Origin of the sequence: Thermomonas sp. (assembly GCF_047606765.1) — a bacterium.
Taxonomy (GTDB): domain Bacteria; phylum Pseudomonadota; class Gammaproteobacteria; order Xanthomonadales; family Xanthomonadaceae; genus Thermomonas.
Window position 1 is genome coordinate 1 of sequence record NZ_JASGED010000073.1, and the last position, 26,415, is coordinate 26,415.

The window sequence follows — 26,415 nt, forward strand, 5'->3', positions numbered from 1 at the left end:
CGTGGCCGGACATGATCGTGGCCTTGCCGCTGGCGGGCAGTTTCATGATGAGCGACGACATCACGCAGGATGCCGATCGCGGCAGGCGCGATGGAGGCCGGCGATGAAACGCGCGCGCGGTGCGGCCTTGCTGCTGGTGATGTGGCTGATGCTGCTGCTCAGCGGATTGGTGGCCGGTTATGCGATGGCGGCGCGGATCGAATCCCTGCAGGGCAATGGCATGGCGCGAGGACTGGTGGCGCAGCAGGCCGCGCGTGCCGGCATCGAATACGCCGTGCTGCGCCAGCTCGACCCTGACCCGGCGCGGCGCTGGGCGGTGGATGGCCGTGCTTACCGTTTCGACTTCGACGGCATCCCGGTGGATGTGGAAGTGCGCGATGAAGCCGCGAAGATCGATCTGAATGCGGCATCCGTCGATCTGCTGGCAGCGTTGTTCATGCAACTGGGCGAACCGGAGGAATCGGCAAAGCGACTGGCAGGTGCGATTGCCGACTGGCGCGATCCCGATGCGCTGCTGCAGCCGGCTGGGGGTGCCGAGGATGCGGATTACGCCGCTGCCGGCCTGGCCTGGGGCGCGAAGGATGCGCCGTTCGAAAGCGTGTCCGAACTGCTGCAGGTGCTGGGCATGCGGCCTGCGCTGCATGCCGCCGCTGCCCCGCATCTGACGGTCTTCGTGGGCAGTGCGCTGCCGAATGCCGCGCTGGCCGATGCCGTGGTGCGTGCGGCGATGGGGCTGGATGCCGTGACCGAGCCGGTCGATCCGGACGCCCCGCCGATGCAGGGGAGCGGCACGTATAGTATCGACAGCCGTGCCCGACTCCCTGATGGTCGCAGCGCGCGACTTTCGGTGATCCTGCGGATGGGAGGCAACGGTTTGCCCGGATCGACATACACGCCGCTGCGCTGGCAGGCGGGAGGCACGGCGCAGTGAGCGCCACGTCTGCCCGCATCGCGCGCCTTGCGCAGTCTGGCGCAAGCTTGCGCGGCTTCCCGGCGTGGTGGGCCGCTGGCCTTGCCGCATGGTTGCCGGCGCGCTGGCGCAGGCTGTTGAACGCGCGCGGTGACCGCCTGCTGCTGGAGCCGCGTGGATCGGAACTGCATCTGCGCCGCGAGCGCGAAGGCGGGCTGGACGACCTTGCCACCCTGCCATTGCCGATGCCTGCCGACGCGACGCTGGACGGCCTGCTGCGCGATGGCGTGGCCGATCTGCCGCGCTGGCTGGTGCTGCCGGCAGGCGAAGGCCTGCGCCGTCGGCTGCCGCTGCCGGCGGCAGCGCGCGAACGCCTGCGCGACGTGCTGGGCTTCGAGATCGAACGCCAAACGCCATTTTCCGCTGCCGATGCACTGCACGACGGGCGCGTGCTTGGCCTGCGCGAGGACGGCCAGTTGCTGGTCGAACTGGTGGTGGTGCCGCGCCGGCAGTTCGACGCACTGGCCGCGCAACTTGGCGGGCTGGCCGATGGTCTGGCGGGACTGGATCTGCTCGATGCCGAAGGCCGCAGCCTGGGCGTCAACCTGTTGTCGCCGGATGCGCGCGCGCGGCGTCGCAACCCGTGGCGCTGGTGGAACCTGGGCCTTGCGGCGCTCGCCCTGCTGGCGCTGGGTTTCGGGATGGCGCAGATCGTGGACAACCGCCGTGCCGCCGCAGATGCCTTGCAGGAACAGGTCAAGGCGCGTGGCACGCAGGCCAGCGCGGTGGCGGCGCAGCGGCAGCGGCTGGAAGACGCGGTGACCGGCGAGGCCTATCTGCAGGCACAGCGCAACGGGCGCGCGCCGGTGGTGGAAGTGATGGAGGCGCTGGCGCAGCGGCTGCCGGATGACACCTCGCTGGAGCGTTTGTCCATCGAAGGCGAACAACTGACCGTGATCGGCCTGTCCAATCAGGCCGCAGCGCTGGTGGGGCGGTTGGAAGGCGCGCCGCAGTGGCAGGCGCCGGCGCTGAGCGGCGCGCTGCAACAGGACCCGCGTGAGCGCATGGATCGTTTCACCCTGACCGCGCAGCTGCGCGGCGAAGGCGCGCAGGAGGCCGGGCGTGAGCCGCGCTGACCGCGACCGCTGGCTGGCGCTTGCACTGCTGCTGGCCGTGCTGGGCCTGTTGTACGCGCTCATCGTGCATCCGCTGTTCACCGTGCCGCTGCGGCAGGCAGACGCACGCATCGCCGAATTGCAGGAACGCGATGCCCGCCTGCGCGGCCTGCTGCAGCAGCGCGAGGAAGTGGCCCGGCGCGTGGCCGAGCTGGATGCACGCGGCGATGCCGGCGGCTTCCTGGCCGAACCCACGGCGGAGCTGGCCACGGCCGCGCTGATCCAGAAACTGGAGCGCGTGGTGGACGAAGCCAGCCCGGGCAGCCGTGGCTGTGCCATCGTCAATCGCGCACCGCAGGCAGATGCGGGTACTGACAAGCGTTATCGCAAGGTCACGGTGCAGGTGCGCCTGCGCTGCGGCAATGCGGAAACGCTGGCGGTGCTGCATCTGCTGGAATCCGCGCGGCCCTATCTGTTCGTGGAAAGGCTGGGCATCAGCGCACGCCGGCATTTCGCCATCCCCGGCAACAACCTGCCGCAGGAAGGCGGGCTGGATGTCAGTTTCGATCTGTCCGGCTATCTGCGGCCCGCAGCGGGAGGTGCGCATGCTGGTTGACCGTCTGCGCCAGGCCGGGCTTTCGACATGGCTGCTGGCCGCGTGCTGCGGCTGGGCGCTGCTGCTGTGGCTGGGTGCAGCGCTGGGCATGGGCGGGCACATCGCACAGGTGCAGCCGCAGGCGGCGGCTGCCTTGCCGCAGCCGAAGCCACCCGCCGCCGAGCGCATCGGCCCGCTGGCGCAGTACGAACAGGCGGCATCGCGCCCCTTGTTCACCCGTGACCGACGCCCGCGCAGCTTCATGGCAACCGCCCCGGAAAACGCGGAAGACGGCGCGCCACAGCAGGCGCTGGATTTCATCCTGACCGGCGTGCTCATCAGCCCGCAGGTGCGGCTTGCGATCATCCAGCCCAGCGGCGGCGGCGAGTCGCAGCGCGTGCGCCAGGGCAATGCGCCCAAGGGTGCCGAAAGCTGGCGGTTGGTGGACGTGCAACCGCGCAAGGCGGTCTTCGAAGGCGCTGGCGGGCAGACCACGCTGGAACTGCGCAACTTCGGGCAGGCCGCGCAGCCGCCGGTCGCGGCACGCAACATGGCGCAGCAGGCGGCGGATGCCGCAGCAGGCCTGCAACCGGTGCCGCCACCACCTCCGCCTCCGCCACAAATGGCCGGTGAAGCGGACACGCAGCGGATTGACGACATCCGCCGGCGGATCGATGCGCGGCGCGCGCAATTGCGTGCCCAGCAGCAGAACCAGGGCGAACCCGATGAGCAGAACCAGAACTGGAACCGGATCCGCAGGCAAGGCCAGAGGCGTGAGCCATGAACTGCGATGCAAGTGGAGTCTGAACGAATGAACCTGCGACCTTTCCTCGCTGCCCTGTTGCTGGCGCTGCTGGCCGGATGCGCCAGCGCGCCGCAGCCTGCCATGCACCGCGCTGCCGATCCGTTGCCCGGCGCGCAGGCGGGCAGTGCATCCCCTGAAGCCGACGGCCTTGGCGATCTGCGCAAGGACGTGCGCGAACAGTTGGCGAACGATGGCCCGAAACCCGTCATCCGCCGCAGCAACAGCCTGCCGATCAATCAGGCGGTTGCCAGTGCGCCGCCGCCGACGCTGGTCAGCACCGGGCAGGCCAGTTTCAATTTCGAAGGCGAATCGCTGCAGGCGGTGGTCAAGGCGATCCTGGGCGACATGCTGGGCCAGAGCTACACCATCGCGCCGGGCGTGCAGGGCATCGTCGCCGTGTCCACCCAGAAGCCGGTTGGCGCTGCCGGTGCGCTGGCCCTGCTGGACAGCGTGCTGGCGCAGAACAACGCGCGCATGGTGTTCAGCGATGGCCGCTACAACATCGTGCCGGCCGAGCAGGCGATGACCAGCGGCGTGGTGCCGCGTCTTGGTTCGCCCGTGCTGGCACGCGGCTTCGAGTCGCGGGTGGTGCCACTGCGCTTCGTCGGCGCGGTGGAGATGGAGAAGATCCTCAAGCCTTACGCCCGCCCGGGCGGCATCGTGGGCATCGACTCCGCCCGCAACCTGATCACGCTGGCCGGCACCCGCGCCGAGCTGGAGAACTACCTGCACACCATCAAGGTGTTCGATGTCGATTGGATGTCCAGCATGTCGGTGGGCGTGTTCCCGCTGCAGTCCGGTCGCGCCGTTGACGTGGTGCAGGCGCTGGAGCGGGTGTTCGGCGAGCAGGGCGGTGCGCCCACCGCCGGCATGTTCCGCTTCATGCCGCTGGAAGCCACCAACGCGGTCATGGTCATCACCAGCCAGCCGAAGTATCTGGACGACATCCCGCAGTGGATCGAACGCATCGAGGGTGGCAGCGGCGAAGGTAGGCTGTTCTCCTACGAGTTGAAGTACATCAAGGCGCGCGATCTGGCCGACCGTCTGGCCGAAGTGTTTGGTGGCAGCAGTTCCGGCGGCAGCAACGTATCGACGATGCCGGGCGTGCAGACCACCCAGATCCGCAGCGCAACGGACGACAGTTCCAGCACCTCCGGCAGCAGCAGCGGCGGGCTGGGCGAAGGCGGCAGCCTGCCGCAGGCCAGCGCCGGCAATGGCCGGGTGACGTTGAAGGTTGATGGTGCCGAGGTCGGCGTGTCGGCGGTGGAAGACACCAATTCGCTGCTGGTGCGCGCCAGCGCGGCGCAGTGGCGGTCGATCCGCGAGGTGATCGAGCGCCTCGATGTGATGCCGATGCAGGTACACATCGAGGCGCAGGTGGTCAGCGTGGCGTTGAAGGGCGCGTTGCAGTACGGCGTGAGCTGGTTCTTCGACAATGCGATCAGTGATGCGGGGTTGCCGTATCCCACCGGCCGCAACAGCTGGGGCAGCCATGCCGGTGGCGTCAGCCAGCTCCAGAACGGCGCAGGCAACCTGCTGAGCTGGACCTTCCTTGGCAAGAATGCAGCGGCCATCGTGCAGGCGCTGGACAACGTCAGCGACGTGCGCACCCTGTCCGCGCCCTCGGTGATGGCGCAGAACAACCGCGAAGCCGTGCTCAACGTCGGCCAGAAAATCCCGGTGGTCTCGGTCAGCATCAATCCGAACAGCAATAGCGATTCCACGTACAGCACGGTGCAGTACCTCGACACCGGCATCATCCTGAAGGTGCGCCCGCGCGTCACCCGCGATGGCGTGGTGTTCCTGGACATCGTGCAGGAAGTCAGCAAGCCCATCGGCGAACCTGACAACAATGGCAATGTGCGCATCGACACCAGCAAGGTCACCACCAGTGCGATTGCGCCAAGCGGCGAAACCGTGGTGCTGGCCGGCCTGATCAGCGATGGCAATGATCGCGGTGCCACCGGCGTACCCGGGCTTGCACGGATTCCGGTACTCGGCGGTTTGTTTGGCTACCAGCGCAACAGCAAGACCCGCGATGAACTGGTGGTATTGATTACGCCCACGGTGGTGCGCAACCCGCTGGAAGCGCGCGCGCTGACCGACGAATACAGCCGCCGCTTCCGCGCGCTGGAACCGATCCACAAGCAGCGTCCGTGAACCAAAGCAGCGCCGACCTGCCCGTCGCATCCCTTCCGGTGGTGGTCGTGCCGGTCGGTACCGACGAGGACGCGCTCGACGCCTGTCTGGCTGCGCTCGATGCCGGCACGCCCGCCGGCACCCGCGTGTGGCTGGCCGATGATGCGCAGGCCGGCCCGCGTGCCACCGCCGTGATCGAAGGCTGGTTGCGCAGAACCAAGCTGCAGGCCGCGCACACGCGCCGCGCATCGCCGATTGGAGAGGCCGCGCATATCGATCAGGCCTTGCGTGCCTGCGGCGATGCCGATGTGGCGGTGCTGGCCTGCGATGCACGGCCCGCGCCGGGCTGGCTGGAACGGCTGGCGGCTTGCCTGCGCGACGATGCAAGGATCGCCACGGCCACACCATGGAGCAATGCCGGCGAAGCAGCAGCATGGCCGCGCATCGGCGAAGTCGTGGCGGTGCCGCATGCGCCTGCGCAGCTGGCCGCAGCCTGTGCGCGATTGAAGGCAGCGTCCGAGGAACTGCCATCGGCGACCAGCCATGCAGTGCTGCTGCGTGGCAGCGCGCGTGTTGCCGCTGGCGGGCTGGATGCATCCAGTTTCCGCTCGTGGTACGCGGCGCTGATCGACCTGTCGCTGCGCATGTCCGGGCTGGGCTGGCGCAACGTGCTGTGCGTCGATGCTTTCGTGCTGCGTGATGGCGAAGGCATGCCGCTGGATGGCGACATGGATGCGCTGTCGGTGCGCTGGCCGGGCTGGCATGCACGATTGGCACGGTTCCTGATGGACGACCCGCTGCGCACACTGCGGGCGCAGCTGAATGCGGAGCTGGCGCAGGTGTCGCTGCCGCCATCGCAATCCGACCTGTTTGCAGGCGGGCAATGAATGGTATGGTGGCTGCGTCCGTGTTCAGGGGAACGGGCAATCACGAGCCGGGGCGCGCCTGTCATGGTGCGCATGCAATACCGCAATCGTGATCGCAATCGCGTTCGTCGCGATGAAACGTGTGGAAGCTGCACGAAACGTTCCGCCGCGCTTGCCAGGATGGCAGCCGCGCAAGTTCCCGGGGATGCGATGACCATGAAACGATCGATCGGTTTTGCTGCGGCAGCGCTGCTTGCGCTGGGTCTGGCGGCATGTGGTGGCGGTGGCGGTTCATCTGCGACCACGTCTCCCGGCACAGGTACAGGCACAGGTACCACGCCAACACCGACGCCGGTGAGCGACAAGCCGACAACCGACGCCGAAGCCGCGCGTTTCCTGACCCAGGCCACGTTCGGGCCGACCAAGACCGACATCGCGCGGGTGCGCGAGATCGGCTACGGCGCGTGGATCGACGAGCAACTGGATCCCGCGCGCACGCCCATCACCTTGATCGAGCCGCACATCCTGTCGATTCCGGTGGCATCGCTCAACTACGCCGAACGGCGCAACTACTGGCTATGGCAGGCGGCCAGCGCGAAGGACCAACTGCGCCTGCGCATGGGCTTTGCGCTCAGCGAAATCTTCGTGGTCTCCGATCGCGACTACAACACCGCGAACTTTGGCCGCATCAGCAACTACCAGGACATGCTGGACACGTCCGCGTTCGACACCTATCGCGCGGTGATCGAGAAAGTCACCCTGCACCCGGCGATGGGCCTGTACCTCAGCCATCTCGCCAATCGCAAGGCGGTCAGCTACAAGAACAGCCAGGGCATCACCATCAATATCGTCCCGGACGAGAACTACGCGCGCGAGTTGATGCAGCTGTTCTCGATCGGGCTGGAACAGCGCAATTCCGATTTCAGCCTCAAGCTTGACAGCGCCGGCAAGCCGATCCCGACGTATGACCAGACGGTGGTTGCCGGCATGGCGCGCGTGCTGACCGGCTGGACCTGGCACGGCAACACCAAGGACACCTTCTGGAAATGGGGTGCCGACAACGAAACCCGGCCGATGAGCTGCGTGCCGGAGATGCACGACGACCAGCCGAAGACCATCTTCAACGGCATCGTCATCAACGAGGGCAACAACTGCACCGCCAGCCTGGCCAAGATGCTCGATGCACTGGCCGCGCACCAGAACACCGCGCCGTTCATCAGCCGGCAGCTGATCCAGCGTTTCGTCACCAGCAACCCAAGCCCGGCCTACATCGGGCGCGTGGTCACGGCGTGGAACCAGAACAGCGGCAATCTGGGCAAGGTGATCCGCGCGATCCTGCTGGACAAGGAAGCGCGCACCGCGCCCGCTGCCAGCGACGTCACCTATGGCAAGGCGCGCGAGCCGCTGATCCAGCTGACCACGCTGTGGCGTGCGTTCGATGCCAAGTACCTGCCGCGTGCCGACGGGCAATACCGCTTCAACTTCAGCGCCTATTGGGATTTCAGCACCACCCTGGCACAGGATTCGCTGCGCTCACCGTCGGTGTTCAATTTCTTCTCGCCGGATGAGCAACTGCCGGCAGCAGGCGGCGGGCAGGGCATCTACGCACCCGAGTTCCAGCTTTACAACGATGCGACCTTCGCCAGCATCTTCAACCAGCTTTGCTATGCGGGCTGCAGCAATTTCAAGTCGGATGCGCCAACCGCCAATACCGATGCGCCGGTGCTGGATGTCAAGCCGCTGCTGACGCTGGCCGATGCCGGCAACCACGCCGGCATGGTCGATGCCATCTCGCCGTTGCTGTTCGGCGGCGCGTTGTCGGCGCAGACGCGCACGACAATGATCGACATGCTGGACAAGCTGAAAGCGGCCAACCGTTCCAGCCAGGAACGTGTGCAATCGCTGGTGCAACTGGCACTGGCATCCCCCGAATTCGTGGTTCAGCGCTAGGAGCCTGCACATGTCCAGCAAGATTCACCGTCAGGACCGCCGCGATTTCCTGCGCAACCTCCAGTACGTGCTTGCGGGCGGCACGATCGCCGCCGTGATGCCGCAACTGGAACTGGTGGGGCGTGCGATGGCGCAGTCCGCACCCGCCAGCGACTATCGTGCGCTGGTCTGCATCTTCCTGCTGGGTGGCAACGATTCGTTCAACATGCTGATCCCGCATGCAACGAGCGAATACGACGTGTATGCCAAGAGCCGTGGCGGCGTCTATAACGCCAGCAGCAACAGCCAGGGGCTGGCGATTGCGCGCGAGAGCCTCTTGCAGGTCGGCGATACCGCCGGCAAGACCTGGGGCCTGCATCCTGCGTGTTCGGCGCTGAAAACGCTGTTCGACCAGGGCGAGCTGTCGTTCATGGCGAACGTCGGCACGCTGGTGCAGCCGATCACCAAGATCGAATACGTGGCCAGGGCCAAACGCCTGCCCGAGAACCTGTTCTCGCACAACGACCAGCAGCAGTTGTGGATGCGTGGCGAGTCCGAGCGCGCCAGTTCCAACGTGGGCTGGGGCGGGACGCTGGGCGAGCGTCTGGCCAGTGCCAACAGTGCAGGCTTCACCGCGCTGCCGCCGACCATTTCGCTGGACGGCAACAACCTGTTCCAGAACGGCACCTCCAGCGTTCCGTTCTGCATGGCATCAAGCGGGCCGGTGGCATTCCGCAATTTCGAAAATGATTCCACCGCCGGCAAGATTCGCCGCGAAGCGCTGGCCGCGCTGGTGGGCCGCAGTTACGCGCCGCTGATGCAGGACCAGCACGCCGTGATCGGCGAAAGCTCCATGCTGCTCAGCAGCAAGATGCGCGAAGTGCTGGATGCGGCCAATGGCGGCGACATCGCCACCGTGTTCCCGGCCAACAACAACCTGGCGGCGCAACTGCGGATGATCGCCCGCACCATCAAGGCCAGTCGCGGCAGCGCGATCAACCATCGCCGGCAGATCTTCTTCGCCAGCATGGGTGGCTTTGATACCCACGACAACCAGATGACCGACAGCGGGCAGCCCTTGCTGCTGGCCCGCCTCAGCGAGGCGCTGGGCGCGTTCCGGGCTGCGCTGGTGGAAATCGGTGCGCTCAACAACGTGGTCAGCTTCACCATGAGCGACTTTGGCCGCACTCTCAACAGCAATGGCAACGGCACCGACCACGCATGGGGTGGCGTGCAGTTGATGATGGGCGGGTCGGCGGCCAGTGGTGGCCCGCTGAAGGGGCGCAGCGTGTTCGGCAGCTATCCGCTGCTGGAACTGGACGGCAGCCAGGCGGTGGATCGCGGGCGGATCATCCCCACCACATCCACCAACCAGTTTGGCGCGACCTTCGCCAAGTGGATGGGCGTGTCCACGACCGACCTGCCGGCGATCTTCCCGGGACTGGGCAACTTCGCAACACCGACGCTCGATTTCCTGGCCTGAACATCGCAGCGGGCATTCCGCGATAATCGCGGTAGATGCCAGCCGCCGAAAACGCCAACATCGCCGCTGTCGTGGTTGCCTACGACAGCGAGGAAACCATCGACGAATGCCTGTCGCGGCTTCGCGCCGCGCAGGGCGTCGTCGAAATCCGGGTGATCGACAACGCCTCGCGTGATGCCACCATGGACATCGTGCAGCGTCATGCGGTTGTTGATCCGCGCCTGCGCTTCATCGCCAATCCCGACAACCCCGGCTTCGCCGTGGCCTGCAACCAGGGTGCCGCCGGCAGCCACGCGCCGTGGCTGGCTTTCGTCAACCCGGATTGTTTCGTCGAAGCCGACACGCTTGCACGGATGCGCGAACACGCGCATTCGCTGGGCGATGTGCTGATCGGCGCAGACTTGATTGGCGAGGACGGCGTGCGCGATAACGCCGCGCGCCGCCGTGATCCGGACTTCGCCGCGATGCTGCGTGACCCGTCACGCGTGCAACTCGGCGTTCCGGTCGAATCATCGATTTCACTGCAATCCGTAGATGCAGTGTCCGGCGCGCTGATGTTGCTGCCGCGCGTGTTGTTTGAGCAGTTGCAAGGCTTCGATGAAGGCTATCGCCTGCACGCGGAAGACCTCGACCTGTGCCGCCGCGCGCGCGGTGCCGGCGCAACGGTTGCCTGTGCCAACGGCGTGCGGGTGGTGCATGTGCGCGGGGTGTCCTCGCGCAGCCGCCCGCTGTTCGTGGAGTGGCACAAGCATCGCGGCTTCTGGCGGTACTTTCGCAGGTTCGAGGCACCGCATCGCGACGTATTCACCCGCGCGGCGGTGTTCGCGATGATCTGGGGACGGTTCCCGTTTGCGGTGCTGCGCGCGGCGATGCGGTCGTGATTGCGGGAAATCGTGCCGAGCAAGCTCGGCACCTACAGTCATCACCTTGCCTGTAGATGCGGAGCTTGCTCCGCATGCAGCTGCGTCAACTCAGCGATACCGATTGATCGTATCCCGCAACTCACGCGCGGCATCTGCCGCCGCTTCGGCATAACCCTCGCCGCGCGAGGCGTACAAAATCCCGCGCGAGGAATTGATCATCAGTCCGGTGCCGTCTGCCGTCTTGCCGTTGCGCACCACAGCCTCCACGTCGCCGCCCTGCGCGCCCACGCCGGGGATCAGCAGCGGCATCTCGCCGACGATATCGCGGATCACCTTCAATTCCTCGGGGAACGTCGCGCCCACCACCAGTGCGCAGTTGCCATCAGCATTCCAGTCATTGGCAATGGTGCGGGCGATGCGCTGAAATAGTGGTTCTGGCGGCTCGCCATCGACCAGTAGTTCCTGAAAATCGCGCGCACCGGGATTGGACGTATGGCACAGGAACACGCAGCCCCGGTCATTGCGCGCAAGGAAGGGCGCGGCGGAATCGCGGCCCATGTACGGGTTGAGCGTCACCGCATCCGCACCGAAACGCTCGAAGGCTTCGGTTGCGTATTGCTCCGCCGTGCTGCCGATGTCGCCGCGCTTGGCGTCCAGGATCACCGGCACGTCCGGATGCGCACCGTTGATGTGCGCGATCAGCCGCTGCAGCGCCGCTTCGCCATTGTTGTGCGCGGCGAAGTAGGCGATCTGCGGCTTGAACGCGCAGGCGTACTGCGCCGTTGCATCTGCGATGTCGCGGCAGAACGTGAACAGTGCTTCCTCATCGTCAACAAAGCGATCCGGGAGCTTCGCCAGATCGGGATCAAGGCCAACGCAGAGCAGGGAATCGGCCTGTTGCCAGCGGTTGCGGAGTTTTTCGATGAAGGTCATGGGTGGGGATTGTCGCTCAAGATTTTCGATTGTGTGAGGCCGCGTAAGGAAAACGGCGAGCCCTCACAGTCACTCCACCAGACGAACCGAAGGCCCGTAGCCAAGCAGGGTTTCATCGAAAGTGAGCAGAGTGATGCGCTCGGACTTTGCCTGCGCAACAAGCAGGCGATCGAAGGGGTCGCCATGCGTGGTGCCCAGCGAAAACACTTCGATGGCATGCGCCGCTTGTATCGGCAGCAGGTCGAAGCCGGAAGGTTCGATCGCGTCGAATATGTCCCGTGGTTCCACTTTCAGCTTGCCAAGACCGGCCTTGATGCTGATTTCCCAAAGCGAAGCCACGCTGACCAGCACCTCGGAACGGTCGATCAGGTTGCGGGTTTTCCGGCCCAGTCTGGCGGGATCGTTCAGCGCCCACAGCAGCACATGCGTATCCAGCAGCAGGCGCATGTCAGGCCTTGTTGCCGGACAACAGCAAATCCGCAGGCAGCGGGGCATCGAAATCCGGGGCAATCCCGATTTTCCCCTGCAGCAAGCCCAGCTTCTTGGGTTTGACTGCAGGCATCAGCGGTACCAGCCGTGCCATTGGCTTGCCGGCCTTGGCAATGATGATTTCCTCGCCGGCGGATGCCTGCTCCACCAGCCGGGACAGGTGGGTCTTGGCTTCATGGATGTTGATCGAGACGGACATGGGCATCCCCTGTCATGGGATTGGATGGACTAAGTCTAGTCCAGTCGGATGAGGGGATTCAAATCACGCATCAACAAAGCGATCCGGGAACTTCGCCAGATCGGGATCAAGGCCGACGCAGAGCAGCGAATCGGCCTGCCGCCAGCGGTTGCGGAGTTTTTCGATGAAGGTCATGGATGGGGATTGCTGCCCAGCCGCAACAGGAAATCCGCAGGCGTGATGATTTGGAATGCCGTCTGCCCCGCAAGCGTCTGCAGGTCGCGGTCGCCGGTGACCAGCAGGTGCGCACGCCCGGCGGTAGCCAGTTCCAGAAACGGACGGTCGAACGGGTCGCGGCACTCCGGCACCGCAGGCGGCGGCGACGGGATACGCACGCTGGTGGTGTGCGGCAGGTAGTCGGCCAGCAATTCCCGTTGGTCGTCGGCGGACAGGCGGAACTTCGGGTAGGCCAGTACGCGCAGCAGTTCCTGCACGGAGTCGGCGCTGACCAGCGGCTGCACTGCGCCGTTCTGCCACGCGCGACGCAGGTGGCTGGCGGATGCGTTGCGGAACACCAGCGCCGAGAGCACGACATTCGTGTCCAGCACCACGCGCAGCGGGCGGCTCACGGCTTGCGCTTGAGGGGCTTGCGCGGCCTGGCGGCGGGTTTGGCGGGATAAGTCGCTTTCGACTCGGCCACCCGCGTGCGCGCCCACTGCACGGCATCGCCGATGTCGCTGTCCGTCAGCGCAAGTTCGGCCAGCTTGGCGCGCACCGCATCGGCGCGCTGGATGCGCACGGGCGTCAGGATGATGACGCCATCGCGGGTCTGCACGTCGAAGTATTCCGCCGCATCCACCGCCGCGGTCGCGGCCTTGGGCAGCGTGAGCTGGTTCTTGGCGGTGAGCTTGGCGAGCATGATGGCTTGGCTGGTAGCAAGGAATCCTTACTTTCCGCCTCGCAAGGCAACGTCGTCAACCACCGGATGAAAAACGGGCCGCTTTCGCGGCCCGTCTGCTCCATCACTTCAACGCCTTGAACCGCAACCGTTTCGGGCCGGCGTCGTCGCCCATGCGGCGCCTCTTGTCTTCCTCGTACTCGCGATAGTTGCCCTGGAAGAACTCCACGTGCGAATCGCCTTCGAAGGCGAGGATGTGCGTCGCGATGCGATCCAGGAACCAGCGATCGTGGCTGATGACGAAGGTGTTGCCGGGGAACTCCAGCAGTGCGTCTTCCAGCGCGCGCAGGGTTTCGATGTCGAGGTCGTTGGACGGTTCGTCCAGCAGCAGCACGTTGCCGCCCTGCAGCAGCGTCTTGGCCATGTGCAGGCGGCCGCGCTCACCGCCGGACAGGGTGCCGACCAGCTTCTGCTGATCCTGGCCCTTGAAGTTGAAGCGGCCGATGTAGGCGCGCGACTGGATTTCCACGCCGTTGATGTTGAGGATGTCCAGACCGCCGGAGATTTCCTGGAACACGTTGTGGTTGCCGGTCAGCGCGTCGCGGCTCTGGTCCACGTAGGACAGCTGCACGGTCGGGCCAATCACGATTTCGCCGGAATCCGGCTTCTCCTGCCCGGTAATCATCTTGAACAGGGTGGACTTGCCCGCGCCGTTCGGGCCGATGATGCCGACGATGGCACCCGGCGGCACGATCATCGACAGGTTGTCGATCAGCAGGCGGTCGCCGAACTTCTTGCTGACGTTCTTGAACTCCATCACCGAGTTGCCAAGGCGCTCGCCCGGCGGGATGAAGATTTCGTTCGTCTCGTTGCGCTTCTGGTAATCGACCGATTGCAGCTCATCCAGTCGCGCCAGACGCGCCTTGCCCTTGCTGCGGCCACCCTTGGCATTGGAACGCGCCCATTCCAGTTCCTTCTGGATGGCTTTCTGGCGCGCCTTCTCCTGATTCTCTTCCTGCTTCAGGCGCTCGTCCTTCTGCATCAACCACTCGGTGTAGTTGCCCTTCCACGGAATGCCGCGACCGCGGTCGAGTTCGAGGATCCACTCGGCGGCGTTGTCGAGGAAGTAGCGGTCGTGGGTGACCGCCACCACGGTGCCGGTGTAGCGGTGCAGGAACTGTTCCAGCCATTCCACCGATTCGGCATCAAGGTGGTTGGTGGGTTCGTCGAGCAGCAGCATGTCCGGCTTCTGCAGCAGCAGGCGGCACAGCGCCACGCGGCGCTTCTCGCCGCCGGACAGCTTGCCGACGATGGCATCCCACGGCGGCAGGCGCAGCGCGTCGGCGGCGACTTCCAACTGGTTTTCCAGCGTATGCGCATCGCCGGCGGCAAGGATGGCTTCCAGGCGCTCCTGCTCCTTCGCCAGCGCGTCGAAGTCCGCGCCTTCCTCGGCATAGGCGGCGTACACGGCGTCCAGCGCGGCCTGCGCCTGCAGCACTTCGCCCACGCCTTCCTCCACCGCCTGGCGCACGGTGTGCTCCGGGTTCAGCTCCGGCTCCTGCGCCAGATAGCCGACCTTGATGCCGGGCTGCGGGCGCGCTTCGCCTTCGAAATCCTTGTCCACGCCGGCCATGATCTTCAGCACGGTGGATTTGCCCGCGCCGTTCAGGCCCAGCAGGCCGATCTTGGCGCCGGGGAAGAACGAGAGCGAGATGTCCTTGATGATCTGCCGCTTGGGCGGCACCACCTTGGACACGCGGTTCATGGTGTAGATGTATTGCGAGGACATGCGGGCTCCGGGCGTGCGGCGACGGCCTGCGCCGGAAGGGGCAGGCCACGAGTGGGTCTTGAGATGGCGAAATTATAGCGGGATCGCCTGTTTGCATCGAATCACCGCCGGCAAAGCCGCTAAAATCGCGGTTTCTCCCCGAACCCGGAGTTCCACGATGTTCTCCCGTGCCGACACGCTTGCCGCCTTCGACCCCGAACTCGCCCGCGCCATCGCCGACGAGAACCGCCGTCAGGAGGATCACGTCGAGCTGATCGCCTCCGAGAACTATGCAAGCCCACGGGTGATGGAAGCGCAGGGCAGCCAGCTCACCAACAAGTATGCAGAAGGCTATCCGGGCAAGCGCTATTACGGCGGCTGCGAACATGTCGATGTGGCCGAGCAGCTCGCCATCGACCGCGTGAAGGAACTGTTCGGTGCGGACTACGCGAACGTGCAGCCGCATTCCGGCTCGCAGGCCAATCAGGCCGTCTATTTCGCGCTGCTGCAACCGGGCGACACCATCCTTGGCATGTCGCTGGCGCACGGTGGCCACCTGACCCACGGCGCGAAGGTGAATGCCTCCGGCAAGCTGTTCAACGCGGTGCAGTACGGCGTCAACGACGCCGGCCTGATCGACTATGACGAAGTCGAGCGGCTTGCGCTGGAACACAAGCCGAAGATGGTCGTGGCCGGTTTCTCCGCGTATTCGCAGATCGTGGATTGGGCGCGCTTCCGCGCCATTGCCGACAAGGTGGGCGCGTATCTGTTTGTCGATATGGCACACGTTGCCGGTCTGGTTGCGGCGGGCGTGTATCCGAACCCGGTGCCGCATGCGCACGTGGTGACTTCGACCACCCACAAGACCCTGCGCGGCCCGCGTGGCGGGATCATCATTGCAAGCCGTGCGGCGATGGGCGATGCAGCGGAAGAAATCGAAAAGAAGCTGCAATCCATCGTGTTCCCCGGCATCCAGGGTGGCCCGCTGATGCACGTCATCGCGGCCAAGGCGGTGGCGTTCAAGGAAGCGCTGGAACCGGCATTCAAGGAATACCAGCAGCAGGTGGTGAAGAACGCGCAGGCGATGGCGAAGGTCATCATCGCGCGCGGCTACAAGATCGTTTCCGGCGGCACCCAGAATCACCTGATGCTGGTGGACATGATCGGCAAGGACGTGTCCGGCAAGCAGGCCGAGGAGGCACTCGGCAAGGCGCACATCACCGTCAACAAGAACTCGGTGCCCAACGACCCGCGCAAGCCCTTCGTCACCTCTGGCCTGCGCATCGGCACGCCGGCCGTCACCACGCGCGGCTACAAGGAGCCGGACTGCGTGGCGCTGGCCGAGTGGATCTGCGACGTGCTGGACAACCCGGAGGACGAAAACGTGATTGCCGGCGTGCGCGAGAACGTCGAGAAGCAGTGCAGGCAGTTCCCGGTGTACGGATGAGGCGCATGAGGACCGTTCTTGGGTTCGCGCTGGCGCTAAGCATGCTGCCCGCGCTGTCTGCTGCGCAGGAAAAGGAGCCATCGACCATTCGCGATTATTCCTTGAATGCGAACCGCGACTTGCCCATCAGGTGCTGGAAAGGCCAGTTGGCGCGCGCACCAGGCAAGACGATGGGCGAGTTGTTCGGCGATGCCTGGCCTGCGCAACCGGAGCCCGCAGCACCCGATGCACATTCCAGGGCGCGGCTGAAGTCGCTGCGTGTCGGGCGCGAGAAGTTGCGCGGTCTGCCGATGCAGAGCGGATTGGTGGTGGCTGCGGTGCTGGTGGATGCCGAAGGCAAGGCACTGAAGGTCGAGCCCCTGTGTGCGACGACGGAGGGGTTCGACATGGCGGTCAAGCGCATCTATTTGCGCGCCGAATACGTGCCCGCCACGGTGAATGGCAAGCCGGTCACCAGCGTGGCCGGGATCATCCAGCGTTTCGATTGCGCGCAGAATGAAGGCTGTCGTATCGCAACTCGCGCCGACGCCCCGGGCGACAGATAGGCAAGCCCCCCCATGCACTGCCCCTTCTGCCAGCATGCAGACACCCGCGTGATTGATTCGCGCGTGAGCGAAGACGGCGCGACGATCCGCCGCCGTCGCGAGTGCGAGGCCTGTGGCGAGCGCTTCTCCACGCTGGAAACCATCGAGTTGAAGCTGCCGGCGATCATCAAGTCCGATGGCCGGCGCGAGAACTTCGATGCGCGCAAGCTGCGTGCCGGTTTCGACCGCGCCTTGCAGAAGCGCCCGGTGTCGGAAGAGCAGGTGGAAGCGGCGGTGCGCGCGGTGGTGCATCAGCTGCGCATGGCTGCCGAGCGCGAAATCGCATCGCGCCGGGTGGGTGAGTTCGTGATGGCGGAACTGCGCAAGCTCGACCACGTGGGCTACGTGCGGTTTGCCTCGGTGTATCGCAGTTTCGAGGACGTGGCCGACTTCCGCGAGGAACTGGACCGCCTTGAGCGTGAGGTTCCAGGCGAAGGGCAACTGCCGCTGCTGGATGGCGATGCGCCCGGTGGCAGGCCACAGGACAAGGGCAGGAAACGTTGAGCGCCGGTTTTTCCGTCGCAGACCACGCGCTGATGACGCGCGCACTGCGGTTGGCCGAGCGCGGCGCATACACCACGCGGCCCAATCCGATGGTGGGTTGCGTGATTGCGCACGGTGAGGATGTCGTGGGCGAAGGCTGGCACCAGCGCAAGGGCGGGCCGCATGCGGAAGTGTTCGCATTGCAGGCCGCAGGCGAGCGAGCAAAGGGCGCGACCGCCTACGTCACGCTGGAACCTTGCGCGCATACGGGCAGCACCGGGCCGTGCGCGGATGCGCTGATCGCCGCAGGCATCGCGCGGGTGGTGGCCGCGATGCGCGACCCGTTCCCGCAGGTGGATGGCGCCGGCTTCGAAAAATTGCGTGCGGCCGGCATCACGGTTGAGTGCGGTTTGATGGAAGCGCAGGCGCGCGCGTTGAACTGCGGCTTCCTGTCGCGCGTGGAGCGCGGCAGGCCGTGGCTGCGGGTCAAGCTGGCGACCAGCCTGGATGGGCGTACCGCGATGGCTTCCGGTGATTCCAAATGGATCAGTGGCGAGGCGTCGCGACGCGACGTGCATCGCTGGCGCGCGCGCTGCGGCGCGCTGTTGACCGGCGCAGGCACGGTGCTGGCGGACGATCCACGGCTCACCGTGCGGCTGGATGACGGCAGTGACTTCGTGCCGCCGCTGCGCGTCGTGCTCGATCCCGGTCTTGCCACCGTTGCGCGCGGTCGCGTGCGTGAAGGCGATGCGCCCACGCTCTACATCCACGCGCCGGACGCCAAGGTGCCGCGTGAACTGCGCGCCGAACATGTGGCGGTGGCGATGCAGGGCGGTCGCTTCGACCTTGATGCCGTGCTGCGCCTGCTGGCCGCGCGTGGCGTCAACGAAGTGCAGCTGGAAGCCGGTGCCACGTTGGCTGGTGCGTTCCTGTCCGCCGGGCTGGTTGACGAATTGCTGCTGTACATCGCGCCGGTGCTGCTGGGCGAACGCGCCCGCCCGCTGTTCGATGGCCTGCAGATCGACACCATGGACGAACGCCTGCAACTGCGGCAGATCGAAAGCCGCAGCGTTGGCGATGACCTGCGCCTGCTGTTGCGTCCGCAGGCAAGGGCGCAGGGCTGATGTTCACGGGCCTGATTGCTGGCGTTGGCAGGTTGGCCGCGCGCGAAACGCGCGGCGGTGATGCGCGCATGACGATTGACGTTGGCACGCTGCCGTTCGATGGCGTGCAGCTTGGCGAAAGCATCGCGGTCAATGGCTGTTGCCTGACCGTGGTGGCGTTCGATGGCGGCAGCTTCGCCGTGGATGCATCCAACGAAACGCTGGCATTGACCACGCTGGGCCGCCTGCCGATCGGCGCGCCGCTCAACCTTGAACGCGCGATGCTGCCCACCGATCGCCTCGGCGGGCATCTGGTCAGCGGGCATGTTGATGGCTTGGCGACTGCCGCGCGCCGCTGGGACGATGCACGCGCGGTGCGCTGGCGTTTCGATGTGCCGATGGCGCTGCTGCGCTACATCGCGCAGAAAGGTTCGGTCTGCGTGGATGGCGTCAGCCTGACCGTGAACGCGGTGGACGATGCGGGTTTCGAAGTCGCGTTGATTCCGCACACGGTCGCGCATACCGCGTTCCATGCGTTGCTGGTGGGCGATGCGGTGAACATCGAAGTCGATTTGCTGGCGCGGTATGTCGAACGCCTGCTGGCAACATCGAAAAATTGAAGCCGTCATCCCGGCGAAAGCCGGGATCCAGCTTCTCATCCATCCGATCAAGAACTGGATGCCGGCTTTCGCCGGCATGACGAGCAAAACACCATGAGCTTCGCCCCCATCCCCGAACTGATCGACGAACTCCGCGCAGGCCGCATGGTCGTGGTGGTCGATGACGAAGACCGCGAGAACGAAGGCGACCTCATCATGGCCGCCGAACTGGTGCGGCCCGCCGACATCAATTTCATGGTCACCCATGCGCGCGGGCTGGTCTGCCTGTCGCTGACCCGCGAGCGCTGCGCGCAGCTTGGGCTTGCGCCGATGGTGCAGGCCAACACCGCGCAGTTCCAGACCAATTTCACCGTCAGCATCGAAGCCGCCGAAGGCGTCACCACCGGCATCAGCGCCTATGACCGCGCGCATACCATCCGTACCGCGGTGCGGCCGGATGCAAAGCCGTCCGACCTCAGCCAGCCCGGCCACATCTTTCCGCTCACCGCGCAGCCCGGCGGCGTGCTGACCCGCGCCGGCCATACCGAGGCCGCAAGCGACCTGCCGCGCCTTGCCGGGCTGGAACCTGCCGGCGTGCTGGTGGAAGTGATGAATGCCGACGGCACGATGGCGCGCAGGCCGGAGCTGGAAGCCTTCGCGCGCGCGCACGGGCTGAAGATGGGTTCCATCGCCGACCTGATCGCGTATCGCCTTGCGACCGAGCACACCGTCGAGCGCATCGACGAGCGCGGGATCGATACCGAGTTCGGCCCGTTCCGCTTGCTCACCTATCGCGACCGCATCGCCCACGAGCTGCATTTCGCGCTGGTGCGCGGCACTCCGCAGCGCGACACGCCCACGCTGGTGCGCGTGCAGGTGGAAAACCCGCTCAGCGACCTGCTGCACTGGCGTCGCGATGATTTTGGCGTGTCTGCTACCGATGCCCTGCGCGCCATCGCGGTGGAAGGGCGGGGCGTGATGGTGGTGCTGTCCGAGCCGCGTGATGCCGATGTCCTGCTGGCACGCCTGCGCAAGCAGCCGGAAGTGAAGGCCAACAGCAAGGACGTGGGCCAGTGGCGGCGCAACGGTGCCGGTGCGCAGATCCTCGCCGATCTTGGCCTTGGCCGGCTGCGGGTGCTCGGTACGCCGCGCCGGCAGGTGGGGCTGGCCGGCTACGGGCTGGAGGTCGTGGAATACGTGGCTCTGGTGACTCCCGCTTCTTCGTAGGAGCGGAGCTTGCTCCGCTCGCTGCTTGGGCACGGATGTGTCGAGCAAGCTCGGCACCTACATCAAGGATGAGGCGGCAAGGCAGGCTCCGCTCTACAATGTCGCGTTCCCACCGTTCCGGTTTCCCCATGCCCCACCACGAAGGCGACCTGCGCATCCATCCGGACGCGCGTTTCGCGATCATCGCCAGCCGCTGGAATCCGCGCATCGTCGATGCGCTGGTCGCCGCTGCGCGTGACACCTTCGCCGCAAACGGCGTCAGCGAAGCCGCTATCGACGTGATCCGCGTGCCCGGCGCGTGGGAATTGCCGATGGCCGCGCGCGACGTGGCCGCGGCCGGGCGGCATGCCGCCATCGTTGCGCTGGGCTGCGTGGTGCGCGGCGACACGCGGCATTACGAGCAGGTCGCCGATGGCGCGTCCGATGGCCTGATGCGCGTCGCGCTGGACACTGGCGTACCGGTGATGAACGGCGTGCTGGCGGTGGACAGGTTCGAGGATGCAGCCGCGCGCGCAGGTGGCAGTCATGGCAACAAGGGCGAGGAGGCGGCGCTGGTGGCAATCGAAATGGCCGACCTGCGCCGCAAGCTTCAGGCGCATGCACTTCAGGAGCAGGGCTAATGAACAATCGTCGTCGCCCCGATGGCATCGATCCGGTGGCACGCTCGCGTTCGCGCCGGCGCGCCTTGCAGGCGATCTATGCGTGGCAGATCAACCATGCGAGCGAGCGCGACCTGATCGCGCAGTTCGCCCATGAGCAGGCGCATGAAATCGCCGACCTCGAATACTTCGAAGATCTGGTGCGCGGCGTGCTGCGGCATGTTGCCGAAATGGATGCCGCGCTTGCAGCGCATCTGGATCGCACCGTTGATGAGGTTGATCCGATCGAGCGCGCGGCCCTGCGCATCGCCGCCTACGAATTGATCCACCGCCCGGACGTGCCGTACCGCGTGGTCATCAACGAGGCGATTGATTCGACCAAGCGCTTTGGTTCCGAACATGGCCACACCTACGTCAACGGCGTGCTGGACAAGGCCGCTGCCGTGCTGCGTGGCGTGGAAGTGAAGAAATAAAGAGCCAAAAAGCCGTCATTCCGGCGAAAGCCGGAATCCAGTTCTTGGAATCATCGAAGGAAGAAAGGCTGGATTCCGGCTTTCGCCGGAATGACGTGCAAGAGCAAAGGCGCTAGCCATGCAAGAGTTCGATCTGATCGCCCGCATCCGCCAGCGCGCCGCCACCCGCAGTGACGTGCTGCTGGGCATTGGCGATGATGCTGCGCTGCTGCAACCACCTGCCGACATGCAGCTGGTGGTGGCGATGGACACGCTCAACGCGGGCGTGCATTTCCCGCCGGACACCGCGCCTGCCGACATCGGCTGGAAGGCGCTGGCGGTGAACCTGTCCGATCTTGCCGCGATGGGCGCGACGCCTGCGTGGTGTGTGTTGTCGCTGTCATTGCCGGAAGCCGATGCGGGTTTCGTCGATGGTTTCCTTGACGGATTCCTGAAACTGGCATCGCAGCACGATGTTGCATTGGTCGGCGGCGACACCACGCGCGGGCCGCTGTCGGTTTGCGTGGCCGTGCATGGTGTCGTTGAACCCGGCATGGCGCTACGTCGCGATGGCGCGCGCATGGGTGACGATGTATGGATCAGCGGCACGCTGGGCGATGCCGCCGCTGCGCTGGCGCAGTGGAAGGCTGGCAGCGCGATGACACCGCAACTGCGCGAACGGCTGGATCGGCCGACACCGCGTGTCGCACTGGGTCGCGCATTGCGTGGCATCGCCACGTCCTGCATCGATGTTTCCGATGGCCTGCTTGCCGACCTCGGCCATGTCTGCAAGACAAGCAGCGTCGGCGCGGACATCGATATCGATGCATTGCCGGCATCAAGCGGACTGCGTGCCGCGTTCGATGCCGATACACGCCGCATCTTGCAAGCCAGCGGCGGCGATGATTACGAACTGTGCTTCACCGCACCGCCTTCGATGCGCGATGCCATCGCCCGGCTGGCGAGTGAACAAACCCCGCTGACGCGCATCGGCTGCATCGTCGCGGGAAATGGTGTGATCTGCGATGGCTTCGATGCAGGCCGCGCCGGTTACCAGCACTTCACCTGAGTTGCAGGCTCAGTCGTCGGCGCGGAAAGCATCGCGCAGCCAATCGAACGTGGGCGATGCGGGATCGCCACTGGCGGCGATCACGTCGAAGCGGCAGGGCGCATTTGAATGTCGTGGATGCCGTGACAGGAACACCTGAGCCGCATGCACCAGCTTGCGGCGCTTGCCGGCATCGACCGAAGCCGCGCCGCCACCGAATGCAGCACTCGCGCGATAGCGCACTTCGACGAACACCAGCGCGTCGCCGTCGCGCATCACCAGATCGATTTCACCGCTGCGGCTTGTGGCATTGCGCGCCAGCAGGCGCAGGCCATGCGCTTCGAGGAAGGCGAGCGCGGCGTCTTCCACCGCGTCGCCACGCGCGCGTGATGTGCTGTCAGCGTCCGTCATCGCCCAGCGGCACCGGCACGCCGCCGCTGAAACGCGACCAGCTTGGCTGGCGCAGCACGTTGCCGAAGCCGTCCAGGCTCAAGCGCCCGGTGGCACCTGTGATGCTGGCGTTCGGCGCGGTGGCAAGGTGTTGCAGGTAGCCGGCCAGCAGCCATGCGTCGAAGCCGAAGGCGAACAGCCGCGCGGCAGGCCCCTTGGCGCTGTCCACCAATGCGGCGGCGCTGGCGCGCTGCGGCAGCCCGGCAACGCCGCGCACCGACCATGTATCGATGGGATGGACGATGCCGTCCAGCACCATGTCATCGGCGGGCTTGCCGGTGCCTGCGGCGATCTGCGACGTCGCAACGCGCAATGTCGAAGTCAGGCCTGCAGCCGCCAATTGCGGTGCCAGCGTGCGTGCCTGCGTGGTCTTCAGCGCCAGCAGCACGGCATCCACGCCGCCTTCGGCCAGCACCGCCTGTCGCAAGGCTTCGGTCAGGTCGTCGCGATAGTAGAGGCTTGCAACCACCTGGATGCCGCGCCGTTCCAGTTGCGTGCGTGCGGCGGCAATCGCGCGACGCTGCGCGTCCTCGTTGCCCGCGACCAGCAGCACCCGCTTGCTGCCGCGTTGGGCCAGATAACCGGCAAGACTGATGCCTTCGTCCTCGGGCGACAGCGAGAAGCCCGCGCTGCCCGATTGCGGCGCATTGCCGCCGCGATTCAACGCCAGCAGCGGCACCGGCAGCGCATCGCCCGCGAACAGCGCATCGACTTCCTCACGCCCCAGCGGGCCAATCACGAAGTCGCTGCCTTCGGACACGGCACGTGCATAGGCGGCGCGGGTGCCGAGGGTGGCGGTGTCGTGGAAGCGCAGCTCGGGGCGACGGCGGCGCTCGCCGTAGTAGCCGGCCAGCAGGCCGTCGCGCACGGCGGTTGCAGCCGCGGCCTGGCTGCCGCTGAGCGGCAGCAGCACGCCGATCTTCAGCGGCGGGCGATAGCCATCGCGGTCGGCGGCGGGGCGGTCGGCCGCGCCGAATGTGGCATCACCACGGTCGAACGGGCGCGGCAGCGGCAGGCCACGCGCCACCAGCGCGCGACCGGCGAAGTTGTACAGCGGATCGCCCACCGGCAGGCGGGCGGCTTCGCGGGCCAGTGTGGCATCGTCCAGTTGCGCCAGCAGCGCGTCGATGCGCGCGGCGTTCGCGTTGCGGGCCGCGCCGGGCAGCGTGGCGTGTTCCTGCGCCAGCGCACGCGCCTGCTGCATGGCTTCGTTATGGGTCGCAGTGGCAGCAGGCTTCTGCACGTCCACGCTGGCACAACCGGCCAGCGCAAGCAGCAGGACGACAACCACGGATCGCACAATTTCGGATCGCATCAGGGCCACGGTCTGGCGCTCGTTCGGGAACCGGCTAGGATTCTACCTGCGACCACGACCAAGGCAGGCGATGCAGCACCCCGGAACCCTCTTTGTGGTCGCCACGCCCATTGGCAACCTCGGTGACATGAGCCCGCGTGCGCAGGACATCCTGCGTTCCGTGGCGGCAATCTGCGCCGAGGACACCCGCCGCAGCGGCCAGTTGCTGGCCCATTTCGGCATCGCAACGCCGCTGCTGGCCATGCACGAGCACAACGAGGACGCCATCGCGCAGAAGATCGTCGCGCGCCTGCTGGCAGGCGAATCGCTGGCGCTGGTGTCCGATGCCGGCACGCCGCTGGTGTCGGATCCCGGTTTCCGGCTGGTGCGCGCCGCGCGCGCGGCAGGCGTGAAGGTCAGCCCGGTGCCGGGGCCGAGTGCGCTGATCGCGGCACTGAGCGTGGCGGGACTGCCCAGCGACCGCTTCGTGTTCGAGGGTTTCCTGCCCGCGAAGGCCTCTGCGCGCCGCGAACGCCTGCAGGCGCTGGCCGGCGAGCCGCGCACGCTGATCTTCTACGAGTCCTCGCACCGCATCGCCGATACGCTGGATGATGCCGTGGTCGCATTCGGCGCACTGCGCCCGGCGGTGCTGGCGCGCGAGCTGACCAAGCTGTTCGAAACCGTGCTGGACGGCACGCTGGCCGACCTCGTCACTGCCGTTGCCGGCGATGACAACCAGCGCAAGGGCGAGTTCGTGTTGCTGGTGCAGGGCGCAGGCGAGGATGCCGATGCCAAGGTCGCCGAAGGCCACCGCCTGTACGCGAAGCTGGCCGAACACCTGCCGCCCTCGACCGCCGCGAAGCTGGCAGCGGAGTTGTCCGGTGCGCCGCGCAAGGCGTTGTATGGGATGAAGGATGGGGACGCGTCGTGAACGAACACGCAGCTGCCGACGAGCGCAGGGCCATCGCGAAGATCTACGAACGCGACATGGATCTGGTGCTGGTGGAGGAACTGGAATCCAACGAGGAGTTCCGCATCTGGCTTGCAGCGCGGGTATTCGGCATCGACTGCTTCCTGTCCCATGTCCGCGCCACTCATTCCGTGGTGGATGAATCCAACCGGGAGAGCGACGTGGTGTTCCGCTTCCTTGCGCGCCCGGGCAGCGACAACGGCGAACCGACCCGCTCGGCCATCCTGATTGAAAACAAGATCGATGCCATTGCCCAGCCCAATCAGGGCCGGGATTATGGCAAGCGCGGCCACGCCGGCATGGGTGGCGAGTGGGACGAGTTCCGCACCTGTCTGGTCGCGCCCAAGGCCTACCTGGATGCCGCCCACGATCGCGCGAACTTCGATGAAAGCGTGTCCTACGAGGAAATCCTCGCGTTCTTCGCATCAAGGAAGGGCCGTGACGAACGTTTCCGCTGGAAGGCTCAGCTGGTGGGCGACGCGATCTTCAAGAAGAAATCCGGCTACGTGGCGACGATCAGCGATGCCGCCACCGCTTTCGTGCTGGCTTACTACCAGCAGGCGCAGGCGTTCCCGCGCCTGCAGATGCCAACGCCGAAACCGCGACCGCTGGGCAGTACATGGATTTCGTTCAGGCCTGACAGCTTGCCGAAGGGCACCAGCATTGAGCATCAGGTGACCGCAGGCGCTGTGAAGCTCATGTTGCCGGGCGTGGCCGACCGGCTGGATGAATTGAATGCGTTGCTGCGGCCATTCCTGCGGACGGACATGGACATCATGCAAGCTGGCAAGTCCGTAGCCATCGCGATCCGCGTGCCAAGCATCGAATCACTGGCGGTGCCGTTCGCATCCGTGCAGGAAGGTGCAGTGGCGGGGCTGCGTGTCACTGGCGGTGCCGTTCGCATCCGTGCAGGAAGGTGCAGTGGCGGGGCTGCGTGCTGCCGATGCGCTGGTCGATCTGGTCGAACGGGTGCGTGCTGCGGGATTGCGGTTGGCCTGACCTGACCGCGCCCGCATGCGACAATGCCCGCGTGTGGCGGAGCCGGCCAGGCAGTCGCGTCATCCGCAAGGGTGCCGAGGAAAGTCCGGGCTCCGCAGGGCACGGTGCCAGGTAACGCCTGGGCGGCGCGAGCCGACGGACAGTGCAACAGAAAGATACCGCCCAAGACTGCTTCGGCAGGACGGCAAG

At 66.1% G+C, this 26,415-nt stretch carries 28 protein-coding genes and 1 other RNA gene; 21 read left to right on the top strand and 8 right to left on the bottom strand.

What is annotated here, in order from left to right; all coding sequences use genetic code 11:
• Positions 1-103 precede the first annotated feature (103 nt).
• From QM612_RS07065 to QM612_RS07105, 9 genes are all read left to right on the top strand, one after another.
• Complete coding sequence (locus tag QM612_RS07065) at positions 104-931, top strand: general secretion pathway protein GspK (protein ID WP_415253192.1); 828 nt, start codon at positions 104-106, stop codon at positions 929-931.
• Positions 928-2,046 carry a PilN domain-containing protein gene (locus QM612_RS07070; protein WP_415253193.1) on the top strand — a complete coding sequence of 373 codons (1,119 nt, stop codon included), beginning with the start codon at positions 928-930 and terminating at the stop codon, positions 2,044-2,046. The genes QM612_RS07065 and QM612_RS07070 overlap by 4 nt, the downstream gene beginning before the upstream one ends.
• A complete protein-coding gene (gene gspM, locus QM612_RS07075; RefSeq protein WP_415253194.1) occupies positions 2,033-2,641 on the top strand; it encodes a type II secretion system protein GspM in 609 nt (202 codons plus the stop codon). Before QM612_RS07070 ends, gspM begins: the two co-directional genes overlap by 14 nt.
• Entirely contained in the window at positions 2,631-3,404 is a 774-nt protein-coding gene (locus QM612_RS07080; RefSeq protein ID WP_415253195.1) for a hypothetical protein, read from the top strand. The genes gspM and QM612_RS07080 overlap by 11 nt, the downstream gene beginning before the upstream one ends.
• A 27-nt stretch (positions 3,405-3,431) precedes the next feature.
• Positions 3,432-5,585, top strand: a complete 2,154-nt coding sequence (gene gspD, locus QM612_RS07085) for a type II secretion system secretin GspD (protein ID WP_415253196.1) — start codon at positions 3,432-3,434, stop codon at positions 5,583-5,585.
• The gene (locus QM612_RS07090; RefSeq protein WP_415253197.1) at positions 5,582-6,451 is read left to right on the top strand and encodes a glycosyltransferase family 2 protein; all 870 of its coding nucleotides are present in this window, start codon (positions 5,582-5,584) and stop codon (positions 6,449-6,451) included. Before gspD ends, QM612_RS07090 begins: the two co-directional genes overlap by 4 nt.
• Before the next feature lie 195 nt (positions 6,452-6,646).
• Complete coding sequence (locus QM612_RS07095; RefSeq protein ID WP_415253198.1) at positions 6,647-8,380, top strand: DUF1800 domain-containing protein; 1,734 nt, start codon at positions 6,647-6,649, stop codon at positions 8,378-8,380.
• A gap of 10 nt (positions 8,381-8,390) precedes the next feature.
• Entirely contained in the window at positions 8,391-9,842 is a 1,452-nt protein-coding gene (locus QM612_RS07100; RefSeq protein ID WP_415253199.1) for a DUF1501 domain-containing protein, read from the top strand.
• Positions 9,843-9,877: 35 nt separating this feature from the next.
• A complete protein-coding gene (locus tag QM612_RS07105; RefSeq protein WP_415253200.1) occupies positions 9,878-10,723 on the top strand; it encodes a glycosyltransferase in 846 nt (281 codons plus the stop codon).
• 90 nt (positions 10,724-10,813) lie between these two features.
• Here QM612_RS07105 and pyrF read toward each other — a convergent pair whose 3' ends face one another.
• The 6 genes from pyrF to ettA all read right to left on the bottom strand — a co-directional run bounded on the left by pyrF (position 10,814) and on the right by ettA (position 14,992).
• Positions 10,814-11,638 (bottom strand): orotidine-5'-phosphate decarboxylase, encoded by an 825-nt coding sequence (gene pyrF, locus QM612_RS07110; RefSeq protein WP_415253201.1) that lies wholly within the window; start codon positions 11,636-11,638, stop codon positions 10,814-10,816.
• A gap of 69 nt (positions 11,639-11,707) precedes the next feature.
• Complete coding sequence (locus QM612_RS07115) at positions 11,708-12,085, bottom strand: type II toxin-antitoxin system VapC family toxin (RefSeq protein ID WP_415253202.1); 378 nt, start codon at positions 12,083-12,085, stop codon at positions 11,708-11,710.
• Position 12,086: 1 nt separating this feature from the next.
• Entirely contained in the window at positions 12,087-12,326 is a 240-nt protein-coding gene (locus QM612_RS07120; RefSeq protein WP_415253203.1) for a type II toxin-antitoxin system Phd/YefM family antitoxin, read from the bottom strand.
• Positions 12,327-12,496: 170 nt separating this feature from the next.
• Positions 12,497-12,934 carry a putative toxin-antitoxin system toxin component, PIN family gene (locus QM612_RS07125; RefSeq protein WP_415253204.1) on the bottom strand — a complete coding sequence of 146 codons (438 nt, stop codon included), beginning with the start codon at positions 12,932-12,934 and terminating at the stop codon, positions 12,497-12,499.
• A complete protein-coding gene (locus tag QM612_RS07130) occupies positions 12,931-13,224 on the bottom strand; it encodes an AbrB/MazE/SpoVT family DNA-binding domain-containing protein (protein ID WP_415253205.1) in 294 nt (97 codons plus the stop codon). The genes QM612_RS07125 and QM612_RS07130 overlap by 4 nt, the downstream gene beginning before the upstream one ends.
• A gap of 103 nt (positions 13,225-13,327) precedes the next feature.
• Positions 13,328-14,992, bottom strand: coding sequence for an energy-dependent translational throttle protein EttA (ettA, locus tag QM612_RS07135; RefSeq protein WP_415253206.1), 1,665 nt, complete (start codon positions 14,990-14,992; stop codon positions 13,328-13,330).
• Positions 14,993-15,149: 157 nt separating this feature from the next.
• Here ettA and glyA point away from each other — a divergent pair, with 157 nt between their 5' ends.
• From glyA to thiL, 9 genes are all read left to right on the top strand, one after another.
• Positions 15,150-16,418: a serine hydroxymethyltransferase gene (gene glyA, locus QM612_RS07140; protein WP_415253207.1), complete on the top strand. Its 1,269-nt coding sequence runs from the start codon at positions 15,150-15,152 to the stop codon at positions 16,416-16,418.
• Positions 16,419-16,423: 5 nt separating this feature from the next.
• Positions 16,424-16,963: an energy transducer TonB gene (locus QM612_RS07145; protein WP_415253208.1), complete on the top strand. Its 540-nt coding sequence runs from the start codon at positions 16,424-16,426 to the stop codon at positions 16,961-16,963.
• 12 nt (positions 16,964-16,975) lie between these two features.
• Positions 16,976-17,506: a transcriptional regulator NrdR gene (nrdR, locus tag QM612_RS07150; protein WP_415253209.1), complete on the top strand. Its 531-nt coding sequence runs from the start codon at positions 16,976-16,978 to the stop codon at positions 17,504-17,506.
• Between the two features lie 32 nt (positions 17,507-17,538).
• A complete protein-coding gene (ribD, locus tag QM612_RS07155; protein ID WP_415253210.1) occupies positions 17,539-18,609 on the top strand; it encodes a bifunctional diaminohydroxyphosphoribosylaminopyrimidine deaminase/5-amino-6-(5-phosphoribosylamino)uracil reductase RibD in 1,071 nt (356 codons plus the stop codon).
• Positions 18,609-19,208: a riboflavin synthase gene (locus tag QM612_RS07160; RefSeq protein ID WP_415253211.1), complete on the top strand. Its 600-nt coding sequence runs from the start codon at positions 18,609-18,611 to the stop codon at positions 19,206-19,208. The genes ribD and QM612_RS07160 overlap by 1 nt, the downstream gene beginning before the upstream one ends.
• A 93-nt stretch (positions 19,209-19,301) precedes the next feature.
• Positions 19,302-20,414, top strand: coding sequence for a 3,4-dihydroxy-2-butanone-4-phosphate synthase (ribB, locus tag QM612_RS07165; RefSeq protein ID WP_415253212.1), 1,113 nt, complete (start codon positions 19,302-19,304; stop codon positions 20,412-20,414).
• Positions 20,415-20,542: 128 nt separating this feature from the next.
• Positions 20,543-21,034, top strand: a complete 492-nt coding sequence (gene ribH, locus QM612_RS07170; protein ID WP_415253213.1) for a 6,7-dimethyl-8-ribityllumazine synthase — start codon at positions 20,543-20,545, stop codon at positions 21,032-21,034.
• The gene (gene nusB, locus QM612_RS07175; RefSeq protein WP_415253214.1) at positions 21,034-21,486 is read left to right on the top strand and encodes a transcription antitermination factor NusB; all 453 of its coding nucleotides are present in this window, start codon (positions 21,034-21,036) and stop codon (positions 21,484-21,486) included. Before ribH ends, nusB begins: the two co-directional genes overlap by 1 nt.
• A gap of 118 nt (positions 21,487-21,604) precedes the next feature.
• Positions 21,605-22,534: a thiamine-phosphate kinase gene (thiL, locus tag QM612_RS07180; RefSeq protein ID WP_415253215.1), complete on the top strand. Its 930-nt coding sequence runs from the start codon at positions 21,605-21,607 to the stop codon at positions 22,532-22,534.
• 9 nt (positions 22,535-22,543) lie between these two features.
• On the opposite strand, the gene QM612_RS07185 is transcribed toward thiL, so the two are convergent.
• Together QM612_RS07185 and QM612_RS07190 are read right to left on the bottom strand one after the other, a co-directional pair.
• Complete coding sequence (locus tag QM612_RS07185) at positions 22,544-22,924, bottom strand: YraN family protein (RefSeq protein WP_415253216.1); 381 nt, start codon at positions 22,922-22,924, stop codon at positions 22,544-22,546.
• Complete coding sequence (locus QM612_RS07190) at positions 22,911-24,254, bottom strand: penicillin-binding protein activator (RefSeq protein WP_415253217.1); 1,344 nt, start codon at positions 24,252-24,254, stop codon at positions 22,911-22,913. Before QM612_RS07190 ends, QM612_RS07185 begins: the two co-directional genes overlap by 14 nt.
• Positions 24,255-24,348: 94 nt before the next feature.
• Here QM612_RS07190 and rsmI point away from each other — a divergent pair, with 94 nt between their 5' ends.
• The 3 genes from rsmI to rnpB all read left to right on the top strand — a co-directional run.
• The gene (gene rsmI, locus QM612_RS07195; RefSeq protein ID WP_415253218.1) at positions 24,349-25,188 is read left to right on the top strand and encodes a 16S rRNA (cytidine(1402)-2'-O)-methyltransferase; all 840 of its coding nucleotides are present in this window, start codon (positions 24,349-24,351) and stop codon (positions 25,186-25,188) included.
• Positions 25,185-26,231 carry a hypothetical protein gene (locus tag QM612_RS07200; protein ID WP_415253219.1) on the top strand — a complete coding sequence of 349 codons (1,047 nt, stop codon included), beginning with the start codon at positions 25,185-25,187 and terminating at the stop codon, positions 26,229-26,231. The genes rsmI and QM612_RS07200 overlap by 4 nt, the downstream gene beginning before the upstream one ends.
• Before the next feature lie 33 nt (positions 26,232-26,264).
• An RNA gene (rnpB, locus tag QM612_RS07205) (RNase P RNA component class A) lies at positions 26,265-26,415 on the top strand; the annotation flags it as partial.